This is a genomic window from Actinomadura sp. 6N118, assembly GCF_044326415.1.
Taxonomy (GTDB): domain Bacteria; phylum Actinomycetota; class Actinomycetes; order Streptosporangiales; family Streptosporangiaceae; genus Spirillospora.
Window position 1 is genome coordinate 118,299 of record NZ_JBIRAZ010000008.1, and the last position, 26,780, is coordinate 145,078.

General features: G+C 68.9%; 24 protein-coding genes. 9 read left to right on the plus strand and 15 right to left on the minus strand.

Annotated features, from left to right (window positions below):
• Positions 1-8: 8 nt before the first annotated feature.
• The 3 genes from ACH34W_RS22020 to ACH34W_RS22030 are packed head-to-tail and all read right to left on the minus strand — an operon-like array spanning position 9 to position 1,394.
• Positions 9-581: a hypothetical protein gene (locus ACH34W_RS22020; protein ID WP_395962839.1), complete on the minus strand. Its 573-nt coding sequence runs from the start codon at positions 579-581 to the stop codon at positions 9-11.
• Positions 574-1,068 carry a hypothetical protein gene (locus tag ACH34W_RS22025; RefSeq protein ID WP_395962840.1) on the minus strand — a complete coding sequence of 165 codons (495 nt, stop codon included), beginning with the start codon at positions 1,066-1,068 and terminating at the stop codon, positions 574-576. The genes ACH34W_RS22020 and ACH34W_RS22025 overlap by 8 nt, the downstream gene beginning before the upstream one ends.
• Positions 1,068-1,394 (minus strand): WXG100 family type VII secretion target, encoded by a 327-nt coding sequence (locus tag ACH34W_RS22030; RefSeq protein ID WP_395962841.1) that lies wholly within the window; start codon positions 1,392-1,394, stop codon positions 1,068-1,070. The genes ACH34W_RS22025 and ACH34W_RS22030 overlap by 1 nt, the downstream gene beginning before the upstream one ends.
• A gap of 120 nt (positions 1,395-1,514) precedes the next feature.
• On the opposite strand from ACH34W_RS22030, the gene ACH34W_RS22035 reads away from it, so the two are divergent.
• The 4 genes from ACH34W_RS22035 (at position 1,515) to hisC (ending at position 7,028) form a co-directional block, all read left to right on the plus strand.
• Positions 1,515-4,706 carry a DUF4132 domain-containing protein gene (locus ACH34W_RS22035; RefSeq protein WP_395962842.1) on the plus strand — a complete coding sequence of 1,064 codons (3,192 nt, stop codon included), beginning with the start codon at positions 1,515-1,517 and terminating at the stop codon, positions 4,704-4,706.
• An 84-nt stretch (positions 4,707-4,790) separates the two neighbouring features.
• Complete coding sequence (locus tag ACH34W_RS22040; RefSeq protein ID WP_395962843.1) at positions 4,791-5,483, plus strand: NrtR DNA-binding winged helix domain-containing protein; 693 nt, start codon at positions 4,791-4,793, stop codon at positions 5,481-5,483.
• Positions 5,484-5,550: 67 nt separating this feature from the next.
• Complete coding sequence (locus tag ACH34W_RS22045; RefSeq protein ID WP_395962844.1) at positions 5,551-5,871, plus strand: DUF6401 family natural product biosynthesis protein; 321 nt, start codon at positions 5,551-5,553, stop codon at positions 5,869-5,871.
• Positions 5,872-5,948: 77 nt separating this feature from the next.
• Positions 5,949-7,028, plus strand: coding sequence for a histidinol-phosphate transaminase (gene hisC / locus ACH34W_RS22050; protein ID WP_395962845.1), 1,080 nt, complete (start codon positions 5,949-5,951; stop codon positions 7,026-7,028).
• Positions 7,029-7,459: 431 nt separating this feature from the next.
• Here the strand turns inward: hisC and ACH34W_RS22055 are convergent, their stop codons facing one another.
• Positions 7,460-8,788 carry a transcriptional regulator gene (locus ACH34W_RS22055; protein ID WP_395962846.1) on the minus strand — a complete coding sequence of 443 codons (1,329 nt, stop codon included), beginning with the start codon at positions 8,786-8,788 and terminating at the stop codon, positions 7,460-7,462.
• Between the two features lie 705 nt (positions 8,789-9,493).
• Positions 9,494-10,780, minus strand: a complete 1,287-nt coding sequence (gene murA, locus ACH34W_RS22060) for a UDP-N-acetylglucosamine 1-carboxyvinyltransferase (RefSeq protein WP_395963128.1) — start codon at positions 10,778-10,780, stop codon at positions 9,494-9,496.
• A 358-nt stretch (positions 10,781-11,138) separates the two neighbouring features.
• On the opposite strand from murA, the gene ACH34W_RS22065 reads away from it, so the two are divergent.
• Complete coding sequence (locus ACH34W_RS22065) at positions 11,139-12,197, plus strand: suppressor of fused domain protein (RefSeq protein ID WP_395962847.1); 1,059 nt, start codon at positions 11,139-11,141, stop codon at positions 12,195-12,197.
• Between the two features lie 8 nt (positions 12,198-12,205).
• On the opposite strand, the gene ACH34W_RS22070 is transcribed toward ACH34W_RS22065, so the two are convergent.
• The 5 genes from ACH34W_RS22070 to purD form a co-directional block, all read right to left on the minus strand.
• Entirely contained in the window at positions 12,206-12,994 is a 789-nt protein-coding gene (locus tag ACH34W_RS22070; protein ID WP_395962848.1) for an MOSC domain-containing protein, read from the minus strand.
• A gap of 24 nt (positions 12,995-13,018) precedes the next feature.
• Positions 13,019-14,329, minus strand: a complete 1,311-nt coding sequence (gene purB, locus ACH34W_RS22075) for an adenylosuccinate lyase (protein WP_395962849.1) — start codon at positions 14,327-14,329, stop codon at positions 13,019-13,021.
• Between the two features lie 22 nt (positions 14,330-14,351).
• The gene (locus ACH34W_RS22080; protein ID WP_395962850.1) at positions 14,352-15,500 is read right to left on the minus strand and encodes a low temperature requirement protein A; all 1,149 of its coding nucleotides are present in this window, start codon (positions 15,498-15,500) and stop codon (positions 14,352-14,354) included.
• A gap of 160 nt (positions 15,501-15,660) precedes the next feature.
• Positions 15,661-16,533, minus strand: coding sequence for a hypothetical protein (locus tag ACH34W_RS22085; RefSeq protein ID WP_395962851.1), 873 nt, complete (start codon positions 16,531-16,533; stop codon positions 15,661-15,663).
• A gap of 410 nt (positions 16,534-16,943) precedes the next feature.
• Entirely contained in the window at positions 16,944-18,188 is a 1,245-nt protein-coding gene (purD, locus tag ACH34W_RS22090) for a phosphoribosylamine--glycine ligase (protein ID WP_395962852.1), read from the minus strand.
• Between the two features lie 372 nt (positions 18,189-18,560).
• Here purD and ACH34W_RS22095 point away from each other — a divergent pair, with 372 nt between their 5' ends.
• Positions 18,561-19,697: a magnesium and cobalt transport protein CorA gene (locus tag ACH34W_RS22095; protein WP_395962854.1), complete on the plus strand. Its 1,137-nt coding sequence runs from the start codon at positions 18,561-18,563 to the stop codon at positions 19,695-19,697.
• 153 nt (positions 19,698-19,850) lie between these two features.
• Here ACH34W_RS22095 and ACH34W_RS22100 read toward each other — a convergent pair whose 3' ends face one another.
• From ACH34W_RS22100 to ACH34W_RS22115, 4 genes are all read right to left on the minus strand, one after another.
• Entirely contained in the window at positions 19,851-20,765 is a 915-nt protein-coding gene (locus ACH34W_RS22100) for a glycerophosphodiester phosphodiesterase family protein (protein ID WP_395963129.1), read from the minus strand.
• A gap of 75 nt (positions 20,766-20,840) precedes the next feature.
• On the minus strand, positions 20,841-22,124 hold the full coding sequence (locus ACH34W_RS22105; protein ID WP_395962855.1) for an adenylosuccinate synthase: 1,284 nt from the start codon (positions 22,122-22,124) through the stop codon (positions 20,841-20,843).
• 221 nt (positions 22,125-22,345) lie between these two features.
• Positions 22,346-22,765: a DUF3151 domain-containing protein gene (locus tag ACH34W_RS22110; RefSeq protein ID WP_395962856.1), complete on the minus strand. Its 420-nt coding sequence runs from the start codon at positions 22,763-22,765 to the stop codon at positions 22,346-22,348.
• A 25-nt stretch (positions 22,766-22,790) separates the two neighbouring features.
• Positions 22,791-23,375 (minus strand): GNAT family N-acetyltransferase, encoded by a 585-nt coding sequence (locus tag ACH34W_RS22115; protein WP_395962857.1) that lies wholly within the window; start codon positions 23,373-23,375, stop codon positions 22,791-22,793.
• A gap of 109 nt (positions 23,376-23,484) precedes the next feature.
• Between ACH34W_RS22115 and ACH34W_RS22120 the strand changes: the two genes are divergently transcribed.
• A complete protein-coding gene (locus ACH34W_RS22120) occupies positions 23,485-23,964 on the plus strand; it encodes a winged helix-turn-helix transcriptional regulator (RefSeq protein ID WP_395962858.1) in 480 nt (159 codons plus the stop codon).
• A gap of 254 nt (positions 23,965-24,218) precedes the next feature.
• Here the strand turns inward: ACH34W_RS22120 and fbaA are convergent, their stop codons facing one another.
• Complete coding sequence (fbaA, locus tag ACH34W_RS22125) at positions 24,219-25,241, minus strand: class II fructose-bisphosphate aldolase (RefSeq protein ID WP_395962859.1); 1,023 nt, start codon at positions 25,239-25,241, stop codon at positions 24,219-24,221.
• A 301-nt stretch (positions 25,242-25,542) separates the two neighbouring features.
• On the opposite strand from fbaA, the gene ACH34W_RS22130 reads away from it, so the two are divergent.
• Together ACH34W_RS22130 and ACH34W_RS22135 are read left to right on the plus strand one after the other, a co-directional pair.
• Positions 25,543-26,271 (plus strand): DedA family protein, encoded by a 729-nt coding sequence (locus tag ACH34W_RS22130; protein WP_395962860.1) that lies wholly within the window; start codon positions 25,543-25,545, stop codon positions 26,269-26,271.
• A gap of 51 nt (positions 26,272-26,322) precedes the next feature.
• Positions 26,323-26,751, plus strand: a complete 429-nt coding sequence (locus ACH34W_RS22135) for a RodZ domain-containing protein (RefSeq protein ID WP_395962862.1) — start codon at positions 26,323-26,325, stop codon at positions 26,749-26,751.
• Positions 26,752-26,780: the final 29 nt, after the last annotated feature.

Consider the following 26,780-nt stretch of genomic DNA (forward strand, 5'->3'; position numbering starts at 1 on the left):
GTCCTCTTCTACTTCGGGTGCCCGTGGATCATGCCTTCGTTGTTCATGTGGACCTTGACCTTGTGCTGCGGTTGGCCCTGTGGACTGTAGCCGGTGACATGGCCCGGCCCGTAGTCGTAAACGCGCACTTCAGGTCGCCTTGAGTCGGGAGTCCCCTTGTACCACGCCTCGAACGTGTGGGCGTTCGCGTAACTCTCGTCGCCGTTCCACGTCGAGGTGGCCTTGCCCTGTTTCCGCCGGTTGTCGTACTGCGGCGTGCCCTTGATGTGCCCCTTTTGCTGCTGATCATTGATGCCCCTCGGGTGTTCGTGGGGCGCGCCTCGGGCTCCTGGAGGTGTCCTGGGACGGGCGCCGCCGCCTCCTGGGGCGCCCTTGCCTGGCTTGAACATGCCCATGCGCAGCGGCCGGGCGATCGGGCCGCGCCCGCCCTTCTTTCCGCCGCCGCCCCCTCCGCCCCGACGGCGCCGAGCGGCCTGCTGGGCTGGGGCGGTCGTGATGGGGAGGGCCCTATGAACGGCGCCGGGCAGGAGAAGGGCGGCGGCCAGGAACGCGGCTGGGATCCGCCGTTTGAGATCAGTCATTGAGCAACGCCTCGATGGCCTGGTCGATCAGCAGATCGATGATGGTGCCAGCGATGATCTTGAAGATCGGGATCTCGGCGAGCGAGGCACCGAAGGTGACCGGGGCGGTCGCGATGGCCTGGGCGATCTGGATCGCCAGCATGATCAGCTGAACGATCACCTGGATCTTCAGGGCGAGCACGACGATCGCGGCCACCATCAGCCCGGCCGCGACCATCATGCAGCCGTTCGCGGCGCCGGCGAGGTTCTGGGTCGCCGATTCCTCGCCGGTCCATTCGGTGCGGAAGGCGTCGAAGTCCGTGCCCTTGTTGTCGGTCCAGATCCGCTGCGCCACGGCGTCGGCGTCGGCCACCCCCGACTGCAACGTCGAGGCGAGCCCCATCCACGCGTTGCCGAGCTCGAACAGCTTGGTCTCGTCCGCCTCGGGCCAGGTGTAACCGAGCATCCCGAGAAGGCCGATCAGCTCGCCCGGCAGCTGCATCCCCATCAGAGGAGCTCGTTGATCTTGTTGACGTACAGCTTGTTCGTGTCTTCCATCTGCACGTAGTTGTCGGCGACCACCCCGAGTGTCTCCGCGTGGCCGGTGATCTCGTCGAGGTTCGTGGTGAAGCACTCCATCGCGCCCTCGAACACCGCCGCGTGCGCCGTGCCGATGATCATCCCGATGTCGTCCGCTCCCCAGCAGTCCCCGAGCCCGGTCACCTCGCCCTGGAACGACTGCACGGCCTGCGACAACCGGTCGGCGACCGCGCGGAGATCCGAAGCGGACGAACGCACATGGTCGGGCGAGACCTCAAAGCCGTTCCCTGTCACGGGCCACCTCCACGTCGAGTCGCGTGCCACGGATGCCCACAGGGCTCAGACGCCACCCGGACCGCCAGGGTTCACACGAGATCGGGGGACTGTCGGACACGCACTTTACGGTGTGGGGGCATGGACGAGGACACCTTGGTCATCCCGCCGACGTGGCGGCGGCGGTTGCATCCCCGGCGCGGGGGGACGCCGGTGGCGGTCACGCTCGACGCCGGGGCCGGGCAGGCGTTGCGGTCCAGGATCGAAGACCAGGCCGACGAGATCGAGGAGTTGCTCGGGAACGCGCAGAGCGACCCCGGGCTCGTGGCGGCGGCCCGGCGCTATCTGGCCGGGGAGGACGATCCGCTCGGGGCCGCGGTGGTCGGGCAGATCGTGTTCCGGCGGACGGATTGGCGGGACGACCCGTACCTCTCCCTCGTGGACGCCTGGTGCGCGGAGCGCGGTGCCGCCTTCGCGGCGGCGGCCGCCGCCGGGATCAGCAGGTGCGAGCCCACCTGGCGGTGGATCGAAAGGGGGAAGGTGATGGAGGCGTGGGTGCGCCTCCGGGATCCCGAGGAGGAGTACGGCCACTGGTGGTCGACGCGGAGTGCCGTACGCCGGATCAGGGCCGTGCTCGCCGGCGCGGAGGACGTTGAGTACGAACGGGCCGTCGCTCGTCTGGCGGAGTGCCGGGACAACTTCCTTCTGCGCATGGTCACCGCCTACATCGTCCCGACTCGGCAGGACTGGGTGAACGAGTCGCTGGCAGAGCTGGGTCCCCTGCGGCACATGTACGACTGGATGTTGTGGTGTTCCGTTGAGTCGGCTGAACAGCTGCCTCCTCTCGGACCGCTCAGAGTGACGGCCACACAGGCCGACCTGGTGACCACGGCTGTGGAGGGCGTCGGTGTCGCCATGGCGCCGTTGCTGGCCGATGCCTACGACTCTGCCTACAAGGCCGCCGGGAGACGGCACTCCGCTGAGCTTCTCGCGATCCTCCCTAGCGACGAGGCCTTCCAAGCCCTTCTGGACCGGGCCGACAAAGAACGTGTGCGGCCGGCCTTGGCAGCAGCGATGAAACGTTTCCCCAAACGTGCTGCACGCCTGCTTCCGGCCGCCGCAGAGGGTCAGGGGAAGGCCGCCGCGATCGCCGCCGATCTTGTGGACCCGGGGCCTGTAGCAAGGGGAGTCGCCGAGGCGTCGGTGGCCGAGCTCCCGCGGATGCTCGCTGATCCACCCTGGAAGCGCGAGCGCCCTGCCCGCACGCTGGTCGTGATCAAGGATCTGGCGGCGCCGGATTGCGACGCCGTCACGTGGGCGCCAGGAGAACGCGGGGGGCACTCGTCGGACGCCCCGGCGGAATACTGGGCCGGGCAGATCGCCGAGTTCGAGGCGGGCAGACTGTCGGACTGGGAGGCCGCCATCCTGCTCACGGACGGTCCCGAGGCCTTGGTACGGCCGCTGTTCAACGGCTGGAAGCCACAGAATCTCCGCGCCGTGGAATGGCGCGCCAGGCAGCTCGGCGCCCGTTACGAGCTGGATGCCGTGCCGCTTCTGATCGACATCGCCGCCCGGAACCCCGGCGGCAACGGCGAGGCGCTGCTGCCGTTCCTCACCACGGAGATCGCCGCCTTGATGGCGGAATGGGCGCTCCGGTTGAAGTCCGCGCGGCACGTCGCGTTCAGCTGGTTCAAGCGCCATGGCGTCGCCGCCGCGGTGGCGCTGATACCGGCCGCGCTCGGTCCGGCAGGGCGGCAACGGCAGTTCGCGGAGGCCGCCCTGCTCCACATCGCCGACCGTGAGGGCGACAAGCCGATCGTGGAGGCCGCCCGTGTCCACGGTGAACGGGCCGCAGCCGCCATCGCGGACCTCATGACGGCCGACCTCACCCCGCTCCGGGTGCCGAAGGTCGGCGAGTGGGCCGATCCCAAGCTGCTCCCACAGGTGCTGCTCAAGGACCGTGACCGTGCCCTCCCTGCGGCGGCGACGCGCCACCTGATGACGATGCTGGCGCTGTCCGAGCCGGACGCGCCATACGTGGGCATCACCGAGGTCCGCGCGGCCTGCGACCCTGCGTCACTGGCGGCGTTCTCCTGGGCGATCTTCGAACGGTGGCAGGCGGTCGGCGCCCCGGCCAAGGACGGCTGGGCGCTCGGCCAGCTCGGTCTGATCGGCGGGGACGAGGCCGTCCGGGGGCTCACACCGTTGATCAAGATGTGGCCGGGCCAGAGCCGCCACAAGAACGCCTCGGCCGGTCTCGACGTGCTCGCCGCGATCGGCTCCGACCTCGCGCTGGCGCACCTGCACGGCATCGCCCAGAAGCTGAAGTTCAAGGGCCTCAAGCGGCAGGCTCAGGAGAAGATCGACCAGATCGCCGGCGAGCTCGGTCTCACGCACAAGGAGCTCGCCGACCGGCTCGTACCGGACTTCGGCCTCGGCCCGGACGGCAGCCTCGTCCTGGACTACGGGCCGCGCAGCTTCATGGTGGGCTTCGACGAGCAGCTCAAACCATACGTTCGTGACGAGCGGGGCAAGCCACGCCAGACGCTGCCCAAGCCCGGCGCGAAGGACGACCCCGATCTGGCGCCCGCTGCGTACAAGCGGTTCGCGGCGCTCAAGAAGGACGTCCGCACGGTCGCGGCCGACCAGATCCAGCGGCTGGAGACCGCCATGATCGAACGCAGGGACTGGGCCCTTCCAGACTTCCAGCGTCTCCTGGTGTCCCATCCCCTCCTCCGCCACATCGCCCGCCGCCTGGTCTGGCTGGCCGGGGACGGCAGCTCCTTCCGGGTCGCCGAGGACGGCACGTTCGCGGACTCCACCGACGACACCTGCACGCTCCCGCCCACTGCGTCTGTCCGCATCGCCCATCCACTCGACCTGTCCGGCCCCCTGACCGGCTCCTTGGCCGACTCCCTGGCCGGCTCTCTGGCCGGCTCTCTGGCCGCATGGTCTGAGGTGTTCGCCGACTACGAGATCGCCCAGCCGTTCCCGCAGCTCGGCCGTCCCGTCCATGCCCTCACGCCCGCCGAACGCGAGACCGGCCGGCTGGAGCGCTTCGAGAACGTTCCCGTCCCGCTGGGGCGGCTCCTGGCGCTGGAGCGGCGCGGCTGGGAGCACGAGACCCCGGCCGACGCGGGCATCGTCGGGAGCATGTCGCGCCGCCTGCCCGGCGGGGCCGAGGTGCAGATCGGCTTCGACACCGCGGTCGCCATCGGCCACCGCGACCCCGCCCAGGAGGTCACCATCGCCGTCTGGGTCACCGGCGATCTCGATCCGATCGTCGCCTCCGAACTCCTCACCGAACTCGCGGCGGTGACGGGCTCTCCGTAGGCCGGACGGCCTCACCGACTCCGCTTTCGGGGGCCGTGTTCGTGCGGCGCGTCGGGCCCATCGGCAAGCGGTAACGTTCATGTCATGCCCGTGCCCCGGCTCGCCGTCGTCGTCGACCTCGTCGTCCTCACCGTGCGGGAGCAGCGGCTCTGCGCGCTGATGTGGCGGCGTGACCGGGCGCCTTACGACGGCTGCTGGTCGCTGCCCGGCGGGTTCATCCAGCTGGAGGAGGACCTTCCGGTCGCCGCTGCCCGGTTGATGGCCGAACGGGCCGGGCTGGCGGACGTACGGATCCATCTGGAGCAGCTCGCCACGTACGGCTATCCGGACCGGGACCCCCGCCAGCGCGTGGTGAGCGTCGCCTATCTGGGGCTGGCGCCCGACCTTCCCGCGTCCACCCGGGCGCAGGTGTTGTGGTCGGCCGTCGACGAGCTGATCAGCCGCGATCGGGCCGCGTTCGATCATCGCCGGATCCTGTGCGACGGGGTGGAGCGGGCCCGGGCCAAGCTGGAGTACACCTCGCTGGCCGCCGCGTTCTGCCCACCGGAGTTCACCGTGGCGGAGCTCCGCAGGGTGTACGAGATCGTCTGGGGTACGCCGCTGGATCCGCGGAACTTCCATCGCAAGGTCACGGGCGCCGAGGGTTTCCTGGTGCCGACCGGGCGCACGACCACCCGTGACGGGGGCCGTCCCGCGCGCCTCTACACACGGGGACACGCGGAGCAGCTGCGCCCGCCCATGCTCCGCCCCTCTCCCCACGCCGTCTCGACGTTCTGACCTGGAACATTAAAGAAATGGCCCCGGCGGACCGGGCAGTCTCGGGGCGTTGCTAGCTTTTTGTCCTATGAGTGGCGAAATGTCCGAGGAGCTGACCCTTCTCGTGCGCGACATCGGGGACGCCGGAGTCGCCGAAATGGCCGGTGCACCAGGGCTTGCGGCGGCGGTCGACCAGCATGTGGCCGCCGTCCGCGACCAGATCGGGGTGGGGCGGCCGCCGCAGCACGCGCTGATGGACTACCTGCACGGCTTCGCGGAGGATGCGTTCCGGCGGGGCTGGTGGCCGGGCAGCACGCACGACTGGGAGTTCGTGCGCATCGTCGCGGTCTGCTGGATGATGCGCGAGAACGCTGAGGCGCATCAACGATCGGGGCAACTCGACGATTGAGGCACACCGCCTTCTTCACGACCTGGCGCGATCCGTAGGCTGAGCGCATCCCCACCCTGTACGACTGGAGGACAACGGTGTCCGAGGCAACCACTCCGCGCTTCCGCTCAGTCCTCGACCGGTTCGTGGCCTACAAGCCCGGCAAGGTCGTGGTGTCGCCCGAAGGGCGCTCCTACAAGCTGTCGTCGAACGAGTCGCCGAACGGACCGCTGCCCTCGGTCGTGCAGGCGATCACTGAGGCGGCCCAGAAGGTCAACCGTTACCCCGACAACAACTGCACCGCCCTGGTCGAGGCCATCAGCACGAAGTTCGGGGTCCCGGGTGATCGCATCGCGGTGGGCTGCGGTTCGGTCGGGGTCACGCAGATGTTGCTGGAGGCGGTGGCCGAGCCCGGCGCCGAAGTGATCTACGCCTGGCGCTCGTTCGAGGCGTACCCGCTGCTGGTCTCGCTGTCCGGCGCCACCTCGGTCCAGGTGCCGCTGCTCGACGAGACGCACGACCTGGACGCGATCGCCGCCGCCATCACCGAGCACACCCGGTTGATCTTCATCTGCAATCCCAACAACCCGACCGGCACGATCGTCCGGCGCGCCGAACTGGAGGCGTTCCTCGACCGCGTCCCTGCCGACTGCCTGGTGGTGCTGGACGAGGCCTACCGCGAGTACGTCCGGGACAAGGACGTGCCCGACGGCCTGGAACTGTACGGAGACCGCCCCAACCTGGCGATCCTGAGGACCTTCTCCAAGGCCTACGGGCTGGCCGGGCTCCGGATCGGCTTCATGGTCGCGCACCCCGTGGTCGCCGAGGCCGTCCGCAAGACCTACCTCCCGTTCAGCGTGAACGCCGTGGTCCAGGCCGCGGCCATCGCGTCCCTGGCCGCCACCGACGAGCTGCTGACGCGGGTCGAGAACACCGTCAAGGAGCGTGAGCGCGTCCGCGACGCCCTGCTGGCCGACGGCTGGTCCGTCCCGCCGACCGAGGCCAACTTCGTATGGCTCCGTCTGAACGAGCGGACCATGGAGTTCTCCGCCGCATGCGACGCCCAGGGCATCAGCGTGCGCCCGTTCCCCGGCGAGGGCGCCCGCGTCTCGATCGGCACTCCCGAGGAGAACGACGCCTTCCTGGCCGTCACCAAGGCCTTGCCGTACCGCAACTGATCCCCCGCCGCCCGGCGATCAACTAGCGGCCACCGGATCAGCCGTAAGCCAGTGAGTCAGTTCGTGGCCACCGTCAGTCCGTGACCACAGCGTCAGTCGGCAGCCATCCGTCGCCTCCTAGCCACCGGTCAGCCGACAGCCACCGGCCAGCCCGTAGCCACCGGCCAGTCGGCGCCAACGGGGTCAGCCGGTGCGGATTGGATCAGCCGGTGTTCGCTGGGTCGGGTGTGAGTGGCGGGTCACCGCCGGTCGGGGGGTCGGTCGCCGGGGGTGGGGTGGTCGCGCCCGGGTTCGAACCGGATTCGGGCTCTTCGACCGGCCGCACCTCATCGCGCGGCCGTCGGCTCACAAGTCTCCATGCTTGTCCGACGCGGCATCGAGCGGCCGGGTTGGCCCCGGCCGCTCGATACCTTGCGGAACCCCAACGGGCCTCAGGTGGTGGCCTTCGGCCCCAGCTTTTCGACGATGAGACGGTAGAGCTGGCGTGGCCGGCCGGGCTGCGGCGTGCGGTTGGGCGGGAGGGGCCAGGCAAGGCCCTCCTCGACCAGCGTGCGCAGCAGGCGCCGGGCTGTGCGGGGAGTGACGCCGAGCATCTTTCCGGCGTTCTCCGCGTCCACGATGAGCGGCTGGTCCTGATCGCCCAACTTGTCGGCCAGGCGGGCAAGGATCTCCAGCCCCTTCGGCTTGGCCTGCGGTTGCGCCCGGGGCGGCGTGCGGGGCGCGGGCACCAGGGCCCGGCCGTCGCGGTCGAGAGCGAAGCCCTGGGCGCGCTGCGAGCTCTGCGAGCGGGCCAGCGCGGCCCGGGCGTGGGTCTCGGCCTCGTGCGCCGTCCGGCCCATGCCGATGCCGACCTCGATCGCCAGCCCGAGCTCCTCCCGGACCCGTTCCACGAAGGGCGGCGTACGGAAACCCTCGGTGGACGCGGTGACCGACCCGCGTGTGGCGATCACCAGGTAGCTGTGGTCGTCCAGCGGCCATACCGACGCGTTCATCCGGTGCGCCTCCTGGAGGAGCACGCGGTGCAGCGCCAGCTTGAGCTCGTCCCGCCAGTAACGCGGCGTGACCCGGCGTGGTGTCTCGCGGAGCGTGGGCACGTCGACCAGGACGGTGACGAGCTGCGACTCCTCGAGACGGTGGTGTGCGCCCAGGAGCGCGGCGGTCTGCAGCGAACTGCGGATCGCGGCACCGGTCGGCCGAACCCGGATGGTGGGCACGCCGGCCATCTCCATACGTTCGGCGGTGGCGTGGACGCAGGTCATCGCGACCGTCGTCGCCCCGCGCCGCCACAGCCGCTCGTGGAACGCGGCCAGGGTGCCGGGCCCCGCCGCCTCCTCACGCAGATGGACCTGGTCGGTGGCCAGGTTGATCTCGGCGTACGCCTCCTCGACCTCGGCTCGGCCGAGCACGTCGATGCTCACCCGGGACGGATCGAAACGTTCGTCGAGGGAGGCGCGCAGCAGCGCACCCTGGAGTGCCGCCCCGTTCAGGGGCACGTAGGTGGCGGGCATCGTGAGCACGCCCGCCTTACGTGCGAAGTCGTACGGCACCGGGCTCGCGAACAGGCACACGTCCACGCCCGATCCCAGCCGTACGACCTTGTCGGCCGCTTCCTGTTCGTCGCGATATGCGGCGGCCACGAGCCGGCTCGGCACCGGCGTCGGGCCGTGGCCCATCAGCATGACCCGTTCCACAAGGTCATGCGGACCCACGACGCCGATCGTCAGGTCGGGGGTCACCGACCCCGTCCTCGCTCCCGTCATCAGCGCCCGCTCGCTTCCCGGTCTGCCTCGCTCACTTCCCGGTCTGCCCTGTGCCGGGGGCCCGGCCCCGGCCATGCGTTCGCGCACGCTCCGCCCAACGGTTGACTCATGGCTTGTCGCCCCTGCCTTCTGACCCAGCACCGCAGTTCCCGTGCGATTCGCCTTCGCTCAGCCCAACCACCCTTTCGTGGGAGGAGCTTCGCTCGGCGTCCTTCAAGTGGCAGATCGGGTCAGGGCGACGATGTGTGACGCCCAGACGCGAAATCGAATCAAGAGTGCGGCGAAAAAGTAACCTACGCGACCCCTTGGTCAGTAATTTGTCACCATTCGGTCAGTCTTGATTCTGCATCTTCGGTCGTCCGAAGATGAAAAACAAGACCCGAAAACACCGCAGGGGTCCCCCCATGGCGCTGATGCGCACTGAGGAGACCCCTGCGGCGTCCGTTTGGTTTACATGCGGCCCGAAAATCGACCGTCCTGGTAGCTCCTGCACGGCAGATGACCGTATCGGCTATCGGTTGGACGTTTGTCCGTGATTCGGGCGCACTGTCCGAGTAAAGATTGACCGTTTACGGTCAAGTCCGTCACCGGTCCCGTCACCCCGCCCGTCAGCAGCTCGTCAAGGCGACGGGTCAGCCGACGTCGCCGGTCGTTACGTCAGCCGGATCGCGGTCGTTACGTCAGTCGGTTTCGCCCGTCGTTACGTCAGTCGGTTTCGCGGACGATGTCGGCGCCCAGTTGCGAGAGCCGTTCCGCCGTGTGGGCGTGACCGCGGTCGAGGTAGTAGGCCGAGGTGATGGTGGTCTCGCCCTCGGCGGCCAGACCGGCCAGCACCAGGGCGCTGCCACAGCGGAGGTCGTGCGCCTCCACCTCGGCGCCGCGCAGCACGTTGGGGCCGTTCACCTTGGCGCGGTTGCCGTTGACCTCGATGTCGGCGCCCATCTTGGTGAGCTCGTCGGCCAGCTTGAAGCGGCCGTCGAAGATGCGCTCGTAGATGTAGGACGGGCCGTCGGCGAAGCAGGACAGCGCCATGATCGGCGACTGCAGGTCGGTGGCGAACCCGGGGTACTCGTCGGTGATGACGTTGATCGGCCGCAGCGGCCGCTCGCGGCGCACCTGCAGGACCGCGCCCTGCTGGTGGAACTCCACGCCCATCTGCTCCAGCTTGTCGGCCGCGACGCCCAGGTGCTCCAGGGACGCGCCGACCAGGCTGAGCTCGCCACCGGTGATGGCGGCGGCCATGACGAACACGCCCGCGTCGATCCGGTCCGGCATCACGGTGTGCTCGATGCCGCTGAGCTCGTCAACGCCCTCCACGGTGATGAAGCCGGTGCCGCCACCGCTGATCCGCGCGCCCATGCGCTGCAGGATCTTGATGTTGTCCAGCACCTCGGGCTCGAGGGCCGCGTTCTTGATCAGCGTGGTGCCGTGCGCCAGCGCGGCGGCCATGATGAGGTTCTCGGTGCCGGTGTGCGAGGGCGTGTCGCAGTAGAGCGTGCCGCCGCGCAGCTCGCCGGCCTTGATGTGGATGATGCCGTCGCCGTTGTCGGCGATCTGCTCGGTGACCGTGGCACCCATCCGCTTGAAGCCGTTGTAGTGGAAGTCCAGGTTGCGGCTGCCCAGATTGCAGCCGCCGACGCCCTCGATCACGGCCTCGCCGAGCCGGTGCAGCAGCGCCGGCACGAACAGGAACGAGCCCCGGAACCGGGAGGCGATGTCCGCCGGCAGCACCGGGCTGCTGAGCGTCGACGCGTCGATCACGAGTGTGCGCTCCGCCTCGTGCAGCTCCGCCTTGGCCCCGATGGCCCGGGCCAGCTCGACCGCGCGGCGGACGTCCTCGATGATCGGGACGTTGCGCAGGACCGTCCGGCCCTTGGCCGCCATCAGCGAGGCGCCGATCATCGGCAGGACCGCGTTCTTCGCGCCCTGGATGAAAACGGTGCCCTGCAGAGGTCGGCCTCCGCGCACGCGGTAACGAACGTCTTGGCCCATGCTCATGCCGCCTAACTCCTTTAACTGCGGAAAGTGTGTAGTAAACCACTGCGCCGGGAGTGAGGTGTCCGCCCAGCACGGCACGTAGCGGCGGTGTAGTCCCTCTTCCCCCGCCACGTTCACTTGGACTGCGACCAAGCCCGGAAAGTTCGCGTTCTGCCGCGTCTGGTGTGCGGGTCCCGCCGCAGCCGTCGTCAGCTCCCGGTCTGGCGTGTCCGAACGTAAGCGTGTCCGAACGTCAGCGTTGTCCGAACACAAGCCCCACGGCCAAGCCTAGACCGCCTCACCCCGCCACAAGGTAGGGCGCGTCTCTCATTTACGCCTTATGTCGTTACGGGTGCCTCTAGGGTGATCGCCCATGGGGATCGACGACACGGACGAGTCGCCTGGCTGGGCGGCGATCGACGGGGCGCTGGCGCACATCTACGGCGACGCCGAGCCGCATCACTGGGGAACACTCCACAAGTGGGTGCTCGGCGGGCCGGATCCGCTCGACGGGATCAGCGTCTACCCGCGTGACGAGCCTGTCCCGCACTGGCACTACGTCTCGTACGGCATGACCGAGTTGTACGAGAAGCAGTCCGAGAACCCCGACGAGTCCGGCTGGGGATTCGAGTTCACCTTCCGGCTCGCGCGGAAGCCGGGCGAGACCACTCCGCCGGTCTGGGCCGCGAACCTCCTGCAGAACCTGGGCCGGTACGTCTTCAACAGCGGCAACTGGTTCGAGTCCGGGCATCACATGGACGTCAACGGACCGATCGCCTCCGACCGCGACGACTCGGCGATCCGCGCGATCGCGTTCATCCTGGATCCCGAGCTCGGCCAGATCGGCACACCGCACGGGAGTGTGCAGTTCCTGCAGGTCGTCGGACTCGCCACTGAGGAGTACGAGGCCGCCCGGCAGTGGCGGACCGAGTCCCTCCTGGAGGTGCTCGCGCCACGGATCCCGCTCTACGTCACCGACATCGATCGTGGCTCGCTGCTCGATGACCCTCAGCTGGCCGCGACCGTGGCAGCGGGGATCGCACGCGACGGTTCGAGCGCCGGCCTGCTGTACGTGACGACGGCCCATTGGGAGTCCGGCTCCGGCACGACCACTCTCCGCGTCGGGGCGCTGCAGGCCACGTCGATCGCCGAGGCCCTGCGCGGACGCCTGCCGCATGGCAACGAGCTCATCCTCAAATCCGAGGACAGCCTGCTGCGGTTCGCCCCGGGCGACACGTTCGCCGTGGCGGAGGCGGAGCCGAACGCCCTCCACATCGATGTCCCGCTCGCGACCCTCGACGAACTCACCGCCGCGCTGCGACCCCAGGCGGGCAGCAGGCCGGTCGCCGCCCTGCCCGGCCTGGTCGTGGAGGTCGTCCCCACCACGATGCGCGACGAGTACGGCAACGAAACCGGCGAAGTAATCGGCTGAGTAATCGGCTATGCCAGGATTTCCACAGGGTCTCCGACGGTGAGCGCGCCGGTCAGCCGAGGGACCGCGTTCATCCCGAACCGGATGCCGCGGTCGATGGTCCGGTAGCGCGCCAGTGTCCGCAGCGGCTCGCGGCCCCGTTCGCCGCTCTCCTGGTCGGTGGTGGTGACGACGCACCGCGCGCAGGCCTTGACCAGCTCGATCTCCGTCGCGCCGATCCGCAGCCGCCGGACGGTGTCCTCGCCGAACGCGCCGAGCCCCGACACGACGAGGTTGGGACGGAAACGGTTCATCGGCAGCGGGACGTCGAGCCGTTCGTTCAGGTCGGCCAGCGACTCCGCCGAGATCAGCAGCAGGGGATAGCCGTCCGCGAAGGCGATCTCACCGCCGCCCCGGCTCGTGGCGCGGTGGCCGGTGAAACGGACCAGGCGCACCTCGGTGTCCAGCAGCGCGCCGAACCAGTCGGCGGCCTCGTCGCCCTGGTCGATGCCCTGGCACTCCTGCCGCTGCACGATCACGTCCAGTACCGCCCCGTCATCCACAGGCTTGTGGAAAAGTGGCGTGAACGCGAACGCCGGGTCGGCCACCTCGACGGCCAGTTCCACGCCGTCGTACGACGGACGCAGCAACGCCATGCGTGCGTGGTCGCGCTGCGACAGGAACCGGCCCTCCGGCGTCGTCAGCATGAACTCGCGGTCGTACGGCAGGCCCTTGGGCGTCAGTTCGGCGTTGTCGAGGCGCGTGCCGCCGCCGCTCTTGAGGGGATAGACGTTCAGCTCGGTGAGTACCGCGCCCAAAGAGATCTCCTGTCGGGTCGTGACTCAGACGAGCGCCGAGAGGCGGTCGAACATCGGGCTGAGCCGTTCGACGAAGCGCTCCGGGCGGCACACCGCGTCGAGCCGTCCCTCGTCCAGCGCCAGCCCCGCCTCTGCCGCGTGCTTGCGCAGCGTCTCGCGGAACGGGACACCGGTCTGCCACGTGTCCATCGCGGCCTTCTGTACGAGCGGGTACGCCTCGTCGTCACGGGACATCCCGGCCTCGACGAGCTCCAGCAACACCGTCGAGGTGTAGATCAGGCCACCGGTCGACTCCAGGTTGGTCTTCATCTGGCCGGTGTCCACGACGAGGCCGGACATCAGCCGGTTGGTGAGGTTGAGCATGTAGTCGAGCGCGATCGAGGCGTCCGGCAACGCGATCCGTTCGGTGGACGAGTGCGAGATGTCGCGCTCGTGCCAGAGCGGGATGCCCTCCATGACCGGGACGATCTGCGCGCGGACGACGCGGGCCATCCCGGCGAGCCGCTCGGAGATGATCGGGTTCTTCTTGTGCGGCATCGCCGACGAACCCTTCTGGCCCTTGCCGAAGGGCTCCCAGAGCTCGCGGACCTCGGTGCGCTGGCCGTGCCGCACCTCCAGCGCGATGGCCTCCAGGACCGTCGCCATGATCGCCAGGCTGGACACCCATTCGCTGATGCCGTCGCGGATGACCACCTGGGTCGACACGTCGGCGGACTTGAGCCCCAGCCTGCGCGCGACGTGCCGCTCGACCTCGGGGTCGATGTTGGAGTACGTGCCGACGGCGCCGGAGATGGCCATCACGCCGACCGCCTCGCGGGCCTTCTTGAGCCGGTCGCGGGACCGTGCCATCGCGAACGCGAAGTCGGCCACCCGGTGGCCCCAGACGTCGGGCTCACCGTGGATGCCGTGCGTACGGCCGACGCGGAGGCTGCTGCGATGCTCCAGCGCGTGGTCCCGGAGCGTCACGACCAGCGCGTCGGCCTTGGCCAGGAGGATGTCGGTCGCCTCGACCAGCTGCAGCGCCAGCGCGGTGTCGAGCAGGTCGGACGAGGTCATGCCGAAGTGCACGTAGCGCGCGGCCTCGCGGGGCTCGGTGTTGTCCGCCCAGGCCGAGAGGAACGCGATCACGTCATGCTGGGTGACCGCCTCGATCTCGTGCACGGCCTCCGGGGTGGGCGGCGGGGCCTTGCGGACCGGCTCCACCACCTCCGCCGGGATTGTGCCGGCCTCAGCGTGGGCCTCGACCACCAGGGTCTCGACCTGACACCAAAGCTCATATTTGTGCGCGTCACTCCAGACGCGTCCCATCTCCGGAAGGGTGTACCGCTCAATCACAAGGCGATTGTTCCAGGTGGCTCTAGATGCTCTCACCGGCGGGTGTCGCCACGGCCGTACGGGCACGGTATTCGAGCAACAGCGCCACCGTGACGACGAGGATCAGGGCTGCGAGCTCGGCGGCGGCCACCCAGAGCCCGAGGGGGATGGTCGCCAGGGAGACGACGGCTGTCGCCAGCCGGATACGGGACGGGCCGATGCGGACGATCCGGCGATAGAGGACATCGCCGGCGAGGTAGAGCGCGACGCCGCCCGCGAGAGCGACCGCGGGGCCTGTGGCGAGGTCTTCCCAGGCATGGCCGACGGCCTTCTTCAGACCCGCCGCCATCACGATCACGCCGATGATGACCGGGATGTGCGCGTAGAAGTAGCCGAACATCGTCATCTGGGCGCGGCTCGGATCGTCCGCCGCCGCCAGTGACTCCTCGGCTCGCTCGTCGTCGCTTACGAAGTACGTCCACCAGATCGCGGCTGCCAGGGCGAGCCCGAGCAACGCCGCCACGACCAGGTCGGCGTCCAGCTCGGCGCCCTCAGCACCGATGCCGATCGCGATGATCGACTCCCCCAGCGTGACGATGACCAGCAGGCCGTGCCGTTCCACGATGTGCGCGGCCTGGATGATGAAGCGCCCGCCCGGCGCGACGATATAGGGCTGCACGATGGGCACGATCAGCGCGATCGTCCACAACACGTACACCATGACGCCGTCGAGCAACCCCGCGACGATGATCAGCGCGGCCGCGAGCAGGTTGGCCGGCACCACGCGCAGGATGTTGGGGTTGCCCTGGGCGAAGAGCGCGACGTGGGCGAGGACGAGCACGAGATAGCCGAGGCCCCACACGACCCCGCCGTCCTTGAACGCGGTCGGGGTGGCGAGCGCGACCATGAAGAAGCCGCCCATGCCGATCAGGATCAGCAGCCTGCGCCGGGCGGAGGACGGGGCGAGCATGTTCGTCAGCCAGGCGTAGCCGCTGTACATCCACCACAGGACGCCGAACATGAGGACCACCTGGAACAGCCCGAGCAGGCTGAGCTCCTTGACGAGCACACCGGTGAGCTGCGTGACCGCGAAGACGAAGACCAGGTCGAAGAAGAGCTCCAGCGTGGTGACGCGGTAGATCTCCTCCCCCGGGGACGGGGCAGGAGGAGGTGGCGAAAAGGATGAAGACATGGCGGCCTCGGACTGCAGGGGGACGATGAAGACCCAGATGTAATCAAGTAATCATATGCCCGGGGCAAGGCCGTTCAGGCGGTGGCCCTTCAGGCGGTGGCCTTCAGGCGGTGGCCTTCAGGCGGTGGCCTTCAGGCGGTGGCCTTCAGGCGGGGGGCGCTCAGGCGGGGGCCGGAGCCACGGGCGAGGCCGATTTCAGCAGATCGTCGGCCTTTTGGTCCAGCGAACCCGTGAGCAGTTGCTGCCCGTACCCGAGAAGCAGTGCCCCGAAGAGCAGCGCGGGCTGCGAGGTGACCTCAGACGGCCCCGGTAGAAGGCCGGAGCCGAGCGCGACAAGACCGAAGACCGCGATGGCCGGCCCCATCGCCACCTTGAGCAGGACGAGCGGGACCGCGAGGGAGTACCGGGTGGGCAACTCCTGGTGGACGCGGAGCGCGCGGGCGGCGGAGAGCGCCGCGCCGATCAGGCCGAGCAGAGCCACCTGGGGCGCGTCGCCGCCGGTGGCCGAACGGTGCAGGCCGGTCGGGCACATGAGGCCGTCGCCTCCGGGGAAGCAGAGCGGCACGGCCCCAGGCCAGTGCACGCCCGCCGCCACGAATCCACCGACCAGCACGGTGAGGATGAGGAACGTTCCCAGGAGGCCGTTGCGGAAGCGACGCACCCGGCCGTTCGCCACGGCCTGCAGGAGGTAGGCACCCTGCAGTGCGGCCCCCAGCAAGTGCCTGTCGCTCTCGGCCACGTCGGAGGGCCTGAGGTCGTGAGCGGTGCCGAACCGCCGCTCCACCGCCACGCGGCGGGGATCCTCCGGCGGTAGGTAGGCCCGTACGAGCGCCAGCACCTCTGGCACACGCCCGCACACCTGCTCCGGCGGCTGGATCGCCAGAAGCTGCGTCGAACCGGTGTTGATGTTGAACCAGGCACCGTCGACGGCCCGACCCGACAGCCAGTCGCGCAGCCGCCGCCGGTTGGCTGCGTAATAACGGGCGAGAACGACCTGACGCAGGATCGCGTCATAGGTCACCGCGATGCTCATCGCGATCTCGTCAGCTTCCCGCGACCGATCCGCCCCCGTACAGCCTGAGTCCCGCAATCGAGCCGCCCCCGTACCGCCAGAATCCCGGGACGGGCGCGCGCGACTGGCATGGGTGAAGCTCAGCGTCCCGGACTGGGCGACCGAGCGCTTGGCGTCCGTGAGCACCTGGATGGCGCGCGCCTCCACGTACGTTCGCCAAGCCCCGGAGGCTCCGAACCTGCGGTACGCCCACCTCCTCGGCGCCCGCAATGTCCGCCGAAAGAGCCGCCGCTTACGCACCATCGTCGCCCCCATCGCCGAAGGTAGTCATTCGACTATCAGCAGCGACAGGCGCGTGCGCCATCGGAACGGCCCGAACTATGGCGTCGCAGTGAGTCCTCTACCCCCCTACCGGGACGCCTGGAGGACCCCTAACGGGACGCCTGGAGGGCGATGTCGGTGCGGTGGTGGGAACCACGGAGCCTGATCTTGGCGGTCGCCTCGTAGGCGGCGATGCGGGCCGCGGCGACATCGGATCCCGTGCCCACCACGTTCAGCACGCGACCTCCGGCGGCGACCAGATTGCCCTCGAAGTCGCGCTGGGTGCCTGCGTGCAGTACGTACGCGCCGGGCACCTGGGAAGCCTCCTGCAAACCCGTGATCACGTCGCCCTTGACCGGCGAGGCCGGGTAGTTCTCGGCGGCGATCACGACCGTCACGGCGGCACCGGGGTGCCAGGAAAGGCGGCCGCTCCGGGCAAGGCCGCCGATGGCGCACGCCTGGAGCAGGCCGCCCAGCGGGGTCGCCAGGCGGTCCAGCACGACCTGGGTCTCCGGGTCCCCGAAGCGCGCGTTGAACTCGACCACCCGAAGGCCCTTGGACGTCAACGCAAGGCCCGCGTACAGCACGCCCACGTACGGCGTCTCGCGGCGGCGCAGCTCGTCGACGGTCGGCTGGACGACGGTGGCCATCACCTCGTCGACGAGACCCTCTGGAATCCAGGGCAGCGGTGTGTAGGCGCCCATGCCGCCGGTGTTGGGCCCGGCATCGTTGTCGTAGGCACGCTTGAAGTCCTGGGCGGGCATGAGCGGCACCGCGTCCTGACCGTCGCAGAGCGCGAAGAGCGAGACCTCGGGGCCGTCCAGATAATCCTCGATCACGACGCGTTCGCAGGCGGCGGCGTGGTCGAGCGCGGCAGTCCGGTCATCGGTCACGACGACGCCCTTGCCTGCGGCGAGACCGTCGTCCTTCACCACGTACGGCGGGCCGAACTCGTCGAGCGCCTCGGCGGCCTCGTCGGTGCTCTCGCAGACCCGGGCGGCGGCGGTCGGCACCTTGGCCGAGGCCATGACCTCCTTGGCGAACGCCTTGGAGCCCTCGATGCGGGCCGCCTCCTTGTCAGGGCCGAAGCACGGGATCCCGGCCGCGCGCAGCGCGTCGCCGACACCGGCAACCAGCGGCGCCTCGGGGCCGATCACCACGAGCCCGGCACGCAGCCGTCCGGCGAGCTCGACCACCGCCGTCGGATCGGTCGGATCGAGCGTATGGTTGGCCGCGATCTCCGCCGTGCCGGGGTTTCCGGGCGCGCAGTGGAGCGCGGTGACAGACGGGTCGCGATGCAGGGCGCGGGCGATCGCATGCTCGCGGCCGCCGGATCCAAGGACGAGTACTCGCACGTCGGAGCAGCCTAGTCGGCCGGACGCCGGGACGGTTGCCCCGGGCGGGCTTTCGGGCGCGCGTCGCTGTGATCGGGACCATGTGACCGAGACCATGCTGCGCGGACGTCAACTTGAACGATGTCCACAACGTCAAATATGTCGACTGATAAGCTCGTCAAAGTTGTGGCCTGATGCCCAGGTGTGAAGGGAGGTGGTCGGGATGAGTCCTGGTGATCCTTGCAGTTCTGCGGAGCCCCCTCACAGTCCGAGCTGGACCGTTCACCCGACCGCCTCTACTCGGCGTCCGGCCACCATGTTCGCGCGCTCCCCTCGCTGACCGCGTGGGTTGAGCGCGCATTGCGCGCGTGGCCGGAGGCATAGGAGCACCTCATGGCCATGACTCGAGTCCGCCCTGGCCGGGCGACCAAATCCCTGTTCAAGACGCGCGGGCGTCCTGCCTCCATGACCGCGGCCGTCGTCCAGCGAGATTCGGCCGTCATCGACTGGGCCGCCTACATCGATGGCCATCGTGTGTCGACCGACACCATCGAGGACGCCGTACGCATGATCCGCGACGGCCAGCTCAAGCACGCCGCCGGCACCGCCCGCCGGGGCTCGGCGGCCGGGGCGGCGGAGAGCGCCGGCTTCGTGTGGGTCGGCCTGCACGAGCCGTCCGAGACCGAGCTCACCGAGCTGGCGGAGGTCTTCGGGCTGCACGAGCTCGCCGTCGAGGACGCCATCAACGCCCATCAGCGTCCCAAGCTGGAACGCTACGACGACGTGAACTTCTTCGTCATGAAGACGGTCGGCTACGTGCGGCGCGGGCCGGACGGCGCCGAGGTCGTCGAGACCGGCGAAGTAATGATCTTCTGCGGCCCGGATTTCGTGGTGACGGTGCGGCACGGCACGCACTGCGCGCTCGGCTGCGTCCGCAACGACCTCGAAGAGGACCCGGCGCGGCTCAGCCTGGGCCCGAGCGCGGTGCTGCACGCCGTCGCCGACCGTGTGGTGGACGGCTACGTGAACGTCGCGGACGCCGTTCAGGAGGACATCGACGAGGTCGAGGAGGCGGTGTTCTCCCCCGAGCGCACCGACGAGTCGCGGCGGATCTACCAGCTCAAGCGCGAGGTGATCCAGCTCAAGCGGGCGGTCGGGCCGCTGGCGGGGCCGCTGCGCAACCTCACCAACCGCCGGTTCGTCCCGAACGAGATCAAGGAGTACCTGCGCGACGTCGAGGACCACCTGACCCGCGTCCGCGAGCAGGTCGAGTCCTACGACGAGCTCCTGAACCCGATCCTGCAGGCGCACATGACCCAGGTGACGGTGGCCGACAACCAGGACATGCGCAAGATCTCCGCCTGGGGCGCGATCTTCATGGTGCCCACCGCGATCACCGGAATCTACGGCATGAACTTCGACTTCATGCCCGAGACCAAGTGGGCCTTCGGCTACCCGCTGATCCTGGGCGTCATCGCGACCGCCTGCCTGTCGCTCTACCGGGGCTTCCGCCGCAACGGCTGGATGTAGCGCAACGGCTTGCTCTGGCGGTAGCCGCTGGCCGTAGGCGCAATGGCTGGATGTAGGCGCAGCCGCTGGACGTTGCTGCAGCGGCTGGATGTAGGCCCGGCATGGGTTGAACGGCGCAAGGGAGCTGGCTCGCGCTGGGGACGGAACGTGCCGTCAGCGGAGGATGGGGGCGGTCAGGGGTTGCGGCAGCGGGAGCCCGTGGCCCTGGAGCACGGTCCGCAGGCGGTCGGGGTAGTCGGTCACGATCGCGTCCACCCCGTACGAGACGAAGCGCGACATGTCGGCAGGCTCGTTCACCGTCCACACCACGACCGGCAAGGCCAGCGAGTGGGCGGCGGTGACCAGCTCGGGCGTGGTGATCGAATGCTCGGGTGACAGGACCGTCGCGCCGATGTCCAGAGCGGCGCGTGCCGGGTCGTCCGGGAACTGCCCCCCGAGCCAGCGCGTGCCGAGGCCGAGCGTCTTGGCCTCGATCAGGGCCACCCGGCCCGCGTCGGGCGCGTACCGCCGCGCCTCGACGAGCACCCGCCAGTCGAACGCGAGCAGCCGGCTGCGGCCGAGGAGGTCGAACGCGCCCAGCACCTCCGCCGCAGCCGCGGCGAAGAACGCCACGTCGGAATCCGGCCAGTCCGGGTCTGTCTTGAGCTCGACCGCGAGCCCGACGTCGGGTACGCGCGACATGAGCGCACACGCCTCGGCCAGCGTCGGCAGCGGTGTCCGCTCCAGAGGCAGCTGGGTGAGAACGAACGGATCGTCATCGGCCGCTGGCCGCCGCACCCCGGCGTCCAGGGTCTTGATCTGGTCCAACGTGAGGTCGCGGATCGCCTTGCCCACGTACGGGTACAGGGGATCGCCAGGCCGGGCGGGGCCGGTGTCGGCGAGATTGACCGGAGACAGCACCTGATCGTGGTTGAGGACGACGACGCCGTCCGCCGTCAGACCCACGTCCAGCTCGACCGTGTCGACGCCGATCTCCATCGCGTGCACGAACCCGGGCAGAGTGTTCTCCGGCCGCAACCCACGCGCCCCACGATGACCGTGCAGCTCAATGGGCCCCCCGTTCAACATCACGGCAGGAGGTTACAGCGAGTCACCGATCTCCTGGTGGCCGATCGGTGGAAACTGGTTGAACGTTAGCGATCGTCAGACGAGCGGCCGCAGCTGAAGGGTCTGGTCACGGCCCGGCCCGACGCCGATGGCCGAGATTCGCGATCCGGACATCTCCTCCAGCGCGCGGACGTAGTCCTGCGCGTTCTTGGGGAGGTCGTCGAACGTCTTGGCGGCGGTGATGTCCTCCTGCCAGCCTTCCAGGTATTCCAGGATGGGCTTGGCGTGGTGGAACTCGGTCTGGGAGGCGGGCATCTCGTCGTGCCTGACGCCGTCGATCTCGTACGCGACGCAGACCGGCACCCGCTCCAGCCCGGACAGGACGTCGAGTTTGGTGAGGAAGTAGTCGGTGATGCCGTTGACCCGGGTGGCATAGCGGGCGATCACCGCGTCGAACCAGCCGCAGCGGCGGTCACGGCCGGTGGTCACGCCGTATTCCCCGCCGGTCTTGCGCAGGAACTCGCCCCACTCGTCGAGGAGCTCGGTGGGGAACGGTCCAGAGCCGACACGGGTGGTGTAGGCCTTGAGGATCCCGATGACCCGCGTGATCTTCGTGGGGCCCACCCCGGATCCGACGCACGCCCCGCCCGCCGTGGGGCTCGACGACGTCACGAACGGGTAGGTGCCGTGGTCGATGTCCAGGAGCGTGCCCTGGGCGCCCTCCAGCAGCACGACCTTGTCGTCGTCCAGCGCCTTGTTGAGGATGAGCGTCGTGTCGGCGACGAACGGCTTGAGGCGCTCGCCGTACTCCAGGTATTCCTGCACGATCGGCCCGGTGTCGATCCGGCGCCGGTTGTAGACCTTCGTGAGGACCTGATTCTTCTCGCGGAGGGAGAGGTCGAGCTTCTGGGTGAGGATGTTGGGGTCGAACAGGTCCTGGACCCGGATCCCCATCCGGTTGATCTTGTCGGCGTAGGCCGGGCCGATGCCGCGGCCGGTGGTGCCGATCCGCGCCTTGCCCAGATAGCGCTCGGTGACCTTGTCGAGGGCCCGGTGGTGGGGCATGATCAGGTGCGCGTTCGCCGAGATCAGCAGGCGTTCGCACGAGATGCCGCGCTCCTTGAGCCCGTCGATCTCCTGCAGCAGCACGGCCGGGTCGATGACGACCCCGTTGCCGATCACCGGGATGACGTCGTCGGAGAGCACGCCGGACGGCAGCAGGTGCAGCGCGTAGCTCTTGTCGCCGATGACCACGGTGTGGCCGGCGTTGTTGCCGCCCTGGTAGCGCACGACGTAGTCGACATCTCCGCCGAGCAGGTCCGTCGCCTTGCCCTTGCCTTCATCTCCCCATTGGGCTCCGACAAGAACGATGGCCGGCATGCCACTTTCCTTCCCACGACGAAGGCCCCTGATCGCAAGTGCGAAGGGGCCTCTTGCGATCAAATCGTACCCGTAGCCGGGGACTGAAGAAACCGCACGCTGCCATCCCGCAGCCCCCGCCCAACCACCCTTCCAACGGACAAGCTTCGCTTGGCAGGTTTTTGCGGAACACAAGTGACAAGTGAGCCTTTAACGGTCAGGCGTTCGGGGCCTCCGCACGGTCAGGCGTTCAGTACCTCCGCGGCGGTGGCGCTGCTGTCGCGCAGGAACGTCTTGCAGCGTTCGGCCTCGACGTCCTCGCCGATCGCCGCCGCGGCCCGTCCCAGCGCGTGCAGGGCGCGCAGGAAGCCCCGGTTGGCCTCGTGCTCCCAGGGAATCGGGCCCTGCCCCTTCCAGCCCGCCCGCCGCAGCATGTCGAGCCCGCGGTGGTAGCCGGTGCGCGCGAACGCGTAGGAGTCGATGACGCCGCCCCGGGCGAACGCGCGGTCGGCCAGTTCGGCCCACACACCCGGGTAGTCCGGATGGCGAGCCGCCACCTCGAACGGGTCGACGCCCTTTTCCAGGGCCTCGCGGGCCTCGGCGTTGTCCGGGAGTTCGGTCGGAGGCGGGCCGCCGAGCAGGTTCTGGGTCATGCCGGTCATCGTAAGTGGGCGGCCCCGGTGCGCATCAACCCGGGATCGCTTGAGCCAGCGGGAGCGGAAGCCGGTAATGCACGGACCCGCCGTCGTTGGAGGGCTTGACGGCGGGCCAGCCGGTACGGATGGCGGATATGGCCGTGCGGTTGGCGAGGACCACGTCGGCGTCGAACTCGCTGATGCCGCGCCGTTCGGCGAGCTGGGCCAGGTAGCGGACCATCCGGCTGGCCAGGCCGTGCCGCTGCCAGGGATCGGTGATCAAAACAGCGATCTCAGCCCGCCAGGGCGCCTTGCGGTCGCGCACGTATTCGGCGACGCCGAGCATCCGGCCGTCCAGCAGCGCCACCATGGCCTCGCGGTCCCAGTGATCGAGCTGTTGCAGCGCACGCACGTACGCCTCGGGGATCCGCGGCGTTCCCGAGAAGAACCGGGTGTAGAGGCTCTCGCTGGAGAGGCGGTCCGACATCTGCTGCAGCGCTTCGTCGTCGCCGATGCCGTACGGGCGGATGCGCACGTCGTCGGCCGTCACCGGCACGCCGTAGACGGTCGCCCGCACGTCGTGGACGGTCGCCGGCACATCAACGCAAGCGATGTTGCTCACATCGAGTTGCTTCATGAAACTATTGGACCGTAGACCGTTGCGTGAAGCAACCCTGTAGCGAATCCTGGGCCCGTCCCAAGGTGGACCTTGGGTTGTCTGACACAACTCAGGTACTGTCGAGGACGTGTTGCCCCGCACGTATGAATCCCAGAACTGCTCGATCGCCCGGGCTCTGGAGGTCATCGGCGATCGCTGGACGATGCTGGTGATCCGCAGCGCCTTCGAGGGCGTCCGCCGCTTCGACGACTACCAGGACGTGCTCGGCATCGCCCGCAACGTCCTGACCGACCGGCTCACCCGGCTCTGCGACGAGGGCCTGATGCGCCGCGTCCGCTACCAAGAGCGCCCTGAGCGGTACGAGTACCGCCTCACCCGCAAGGGCGTCGAACTCTGGCCGACCATCATGACCCTGATGATCTGGGGCGACCGCCACTACGCCCCCGAGGGCCCGCCGCTGGTGATCGCACACCGCGGCTGCGACGGCGCCCTCGCCGATCACCTGACGTGCGACTCGTGCGGCGCCCAACTGGGCCCCCGGGACGTAGAACCCCGCCCAGGCCCGGGCACACAAGCCGAGCCTCAACGAGCCCAAGCCATCACGTAACGCCCTCAAACACCACCTGACGCCCCCAGACGCCTCGGGTCATCCCCAGAACGCGATTCCACTTCAAACGCGCTCCACGGCCGTTTGACAATGGAAGAGGGTCAGCCCCCGGGGCGGGTGGGGCCCGTTTAGAGCGACCGCCCGGCCGCGGACAGTGCGATCACGCGGCCGGCCGCGGACGAGCGAGCGCGCGGCTCCGGACGAAGCGAGCGCGCGGCCGCCGGTCAGGTCGGCGGCCGCGCGGTTGCTGCTCGTTACTTGAGCTTCTTGCCTGCGCAGAGGAGGTTTTCGCAGGCGGTGACGATGCGGGACGCCATCGCCTCCTCGGCGGCCTTGCCGTAGGAGCGCGGGTCGTACTTCTTCTTGTTGCCGACTTCGCCATCCACCTTCAGGACGCCGTCGTAGTTGCTGAACATGTGCGCGGCGATCGGGCGGGTGAAGGCGTACTGGGTGTCGGTGTCAATGTTCATCTTGACGACGCCGTACGAGAGCGCCTCGCGGATCTCCTCCAGCGTGGAGCCGGAGCCGCCGTGGAAGACCAGGTCGAACGGCTTGGTCTTGTTGTACTTGGCGCCGACCGCGTCCTGGAGGTCCTTGAGGACCTCGGGGCGGAGCTTGACCGCGCCCGGCTTGTAGACGCCGTGCACGTTGCCGAAGGTCGCCGCCAGGATGTAGCGGCCCTTCTCGCCCAGGCCGACGGCCTCGACGGTGGCCAGGGCGTCGTCGGTGGTGGTGTAGAGCTTCTCGTTGATCTCGTTCGCGACGCCGTCCTCCTCGCCGCCGACGACGCCGATCTCCATCTCCATGACCACGCGGGCCTTGGCGCACTCCTCGATCAGCTCCGCGGCGATCTGGAGGTTCTCCTCCAGCGGCACCGCCGAGCCGTCCCACATGTGCGACTGGAACAGCGGCTGCTCGCCGCGGGCGACGCGTTCTTGCGAAATCTTTACGAGCGGCCGCATGAAGCCGTCCAGCTTGTCCTTCGGGCAGTGGTCGGTGTGCAGCGCGATGTTGACCGGGTAGCGCTCGGCCACCACACGGGCGAACTCCGCCAGGGCGACCGATCCCACGACCATGTCCTTGACGGGGGCACCGGACAGGTACTCGGCGCCGCCGGTGGACACCTGGATGATCCCGTCGCTTTCCGCCTCGGCGAAGCCGCGCAGCGCCGCGTTCAGCGTCTGGCTCGACGTCACATTGATGGCGGGATAGGCGAAACCGTCCTGCTTGGCACGGTCGAGCATCTCCGCGTAGACCTCAGGGGTCGCGATGGGCATTTGATCAGCGTCCTTTCGTACGCGTGGTGCCGCCGGGCATCCGGCCGGGCGGTGTGCTCCCGGATGACGTGCCCGCCGGACATGCTTTCGGACCAGGTCAGGGCTCCGAGGAGCGCAAGGGCCAGGTATGGGATGTCGCCCAGGCCAGTATCTCGAATTTTTCCGAGCGGGCCAGCCGCGGGGTGGACTCCAGCGCGTCCACCTGGTGTGGATCCGCTGAAGAGTGGCTGGGGGGATCAGAGGAGTTCCCGAGGAGTCACTTCTCACGGAAACCTGGCGCCCGGCCAGGTACGCTCGCGGTGTGGATCTCGCGCTAATTCTTCTCAATATCACCGAGTGGCTGCACCCGACAGCCTGGCTGAAGCTGTTCGGCACCTTCGCAACGATCGGCGTCATCGCGATCATCTTTGCGGAGACCGGGCTGCTGTTCGGATGCATCCTGCCCGGGGACTCGCTGCTGTTCACGGCGGGGATCCTCACCGCGGTCAGCACGGTCAACGGTCAGGAATTCCAGCCGCTGTCGCTACCCTGGCTGCTGATCGGCGGCCCGATCGCCGCGATCGCCGGCGCCCAACTCGGGCACTGGCTCGGCGAAAAGTACGGCCGCAAACTCTTCGACCGCCCCGACTCCAAGATCTTCCGTCAGGAGTGGGTGGAGAAGGCGGAGTACTACTTCAACCGTTTCGGCCCGGCCAAGGCCGTCGTCCTGGCCCGCTTCATCCCGATCGTGCGGACGTTCCTCAACCCGCTCGCCGGGATGCTCGGCATGGACCGCCGCAAGTTCTTCGTCTGGAACGTCATCGGCGCGATCTTGTGGACCGACTCGCTCTTCCTGCTGGGGCACTTCCTCGGCGCGAAGGTCCCCGACATCGAGCGCTACATCCTCCCCGGGGTGGCCATCATCCTCGTCCTGTCGGTCATCCCAATCGTCCGGGAGGTCCTGAAGGGCAGGGGCGGTCAAGGCAACGGTCCGAATAAGAATGACTCTGAAGAGTCACGTCCGTCGCTCAGCGGTGACAGTTATCGCTAACCTCCCCATGTGGGACGTCATCGGTCGGACCCTAGGGGTCTCGCGCGCATATTGATCGCGGCCATTGCCGTGGTGCTCGCCTTAGCGCTACTCATCGTGGGCGGCATCTCGTTGATCAACGCGCTGACGTCCGATTCCAAGCAGCCTGGCCCGGCCGGAACCTCCACCGAAACCACCGGTGGCAGCCCGACCGGCAGCGCTCCGTCCAGCCGGCCGCCGAGGACGGCGACCGCGAGCGCGGGGCCCTCCGTGGTGATCCGTGTGACCGGGTCGCCGACGAGCGTGACGGTCACGGTCGCCGGGACGGGCCAGGTGCTGCACACCGGCCTGCTCGACACCGGCGAGGCACGGCAGTACGACCAGGCGCCGCTGAGCGTGGTCGCCGCCGACGCCGGATCGGTCGAGGTCACGATCTACGGGCAGTTGCAGCCGCGCGGGCAGGTCGGCCAACGAGGCGAGTGGCGCGTGCCGGAACGCTGAGGCAGGCAGGGCAAAGGGCGGGGGCGCCC

What these genes read in the sequence shown, in the direction of transcription:
- ACH34W_RS22025 (WP_395962840.1), bottom strand. Translation starts at nt 1,068, where the DNA reads ATGGGGATGCAGCTGCCGGGCGAGCTGATCGGCCTTCTCGGGATGCTC.
- ACH34W_RS22080 (WP_395962850.1), bottom strand. Translation starts at nt 15,500, where the DNA reads ATGTCTTCATCCTTTTCGCCACCTCCTCCTGCCCCGTCCCCGGGGGAG.
- ACH34W_RS22085 (WP_395962851.1), bottom strand. Translation starts at nt 16,533, where the DNA reads ATGAGCATCGCGGTGACCTATGACGCGATCCTGCGTCAGGTCGTTCTC.
- ACH34W_RS22115 (WP_395962857.1), bottom strand. Translation starts at nt 23,375, where the DNA reads ATGAAGCAACTCGATGTGAGCAACATCGCTTGCGTTGATGTGCCGGCG.
- ACH34W_RS22110 (WP_395962856.1), bottom strand. Translation starts at nt 22,765, where the DNA reads ATGACCGGCATGACCCAGAACCTGCTCGGCGGCCCGCCTCCGACCGAA.
- ACH34W_RS22040 (WP_395962843.1), top strand. Translation starts at nt 4,791, where the DNA reads ATGCCCGTGCCCCGGCTCGCCGTCGTCGTCGACCTCGTCGTCCTCACC.
- ACH34W_RS22105 (WP_395962855.1), bottom strand. Translation starts at nt 22,124, where the DNA reads ATGCCGGCCATCGTTCTTGTCGGAGCCCAATGGGGAGATGAAGGCAAG.
- ACH34W_RS22020 (WP_395962839.1), bottom strand. Translation starts at nt 581, where the DNA reads ATGACTGATCTCAAACGGCGGATCCCAGCCGCGTTCCTGGCCGCCGCC.
- ACH34W_RS22035 (WP_395962842.1), top strand. Translation starts at nt 1,515, where the DNA reads ATGGACGAGGACACCTTGGTCATCCCGCCGACGTGGCGGCGGCGGTTG.
- ACH34W_RS22055 (WP_395962846.1), bottom strand. Translation starts at nt 8,788, where the DNA reads ATGACGGGAGCGAGGACGGGGTCGGTGACCCCCGACCTGACGATCGGC.
- ACH34W_RS22045 (WP_395962844.1), top strand. Translation starts at nt 5,551, where the DNA reads ATGAGTGGCGAAATGTCCGAGGAGCTGACCCTTCTCGTGCGCGACATC.
- ACH34W_RS22100 (WP_395963129.1), bottom strand. Translation starts at nt 20,765, where the DNA reads ATGTTGAACGGGGGGCCCATTGAGCTGCACGGTCATCGTGGGGCGCGT.
- fbaA (WP_395962859.1), bottom strand. Translation starts at nt 25,241, where the DNA reads ATGCCCATCGCGACCCCTGAGGTCTACGCGGAGATGCTCGACCGTGCC.
- ACH34W_RS22095 (WP_395962854.1), top strand. Translation starts at nt 18,561, where the DNA reads ATGGCCATGACTCGAGTCCGCCCTGGCCGGGCGACCAAATCCCTGTTC.
- ACH34W_RS22065 (WP_395962847.1), top strand. Translation starts at nt 11,139, where the DNA reads ATGGGGATCGACGACACGGACGAGTCGCCTGGCTGGGCGGCGATCGAC.
- murA (WP_395963128.1), bottom strand. Translation starts at nt 10,780, where the DNA reads ATGGGCCAAGACGTTCGTTACCGCGTGCGCGGAGGCCGACCTCTGCAG.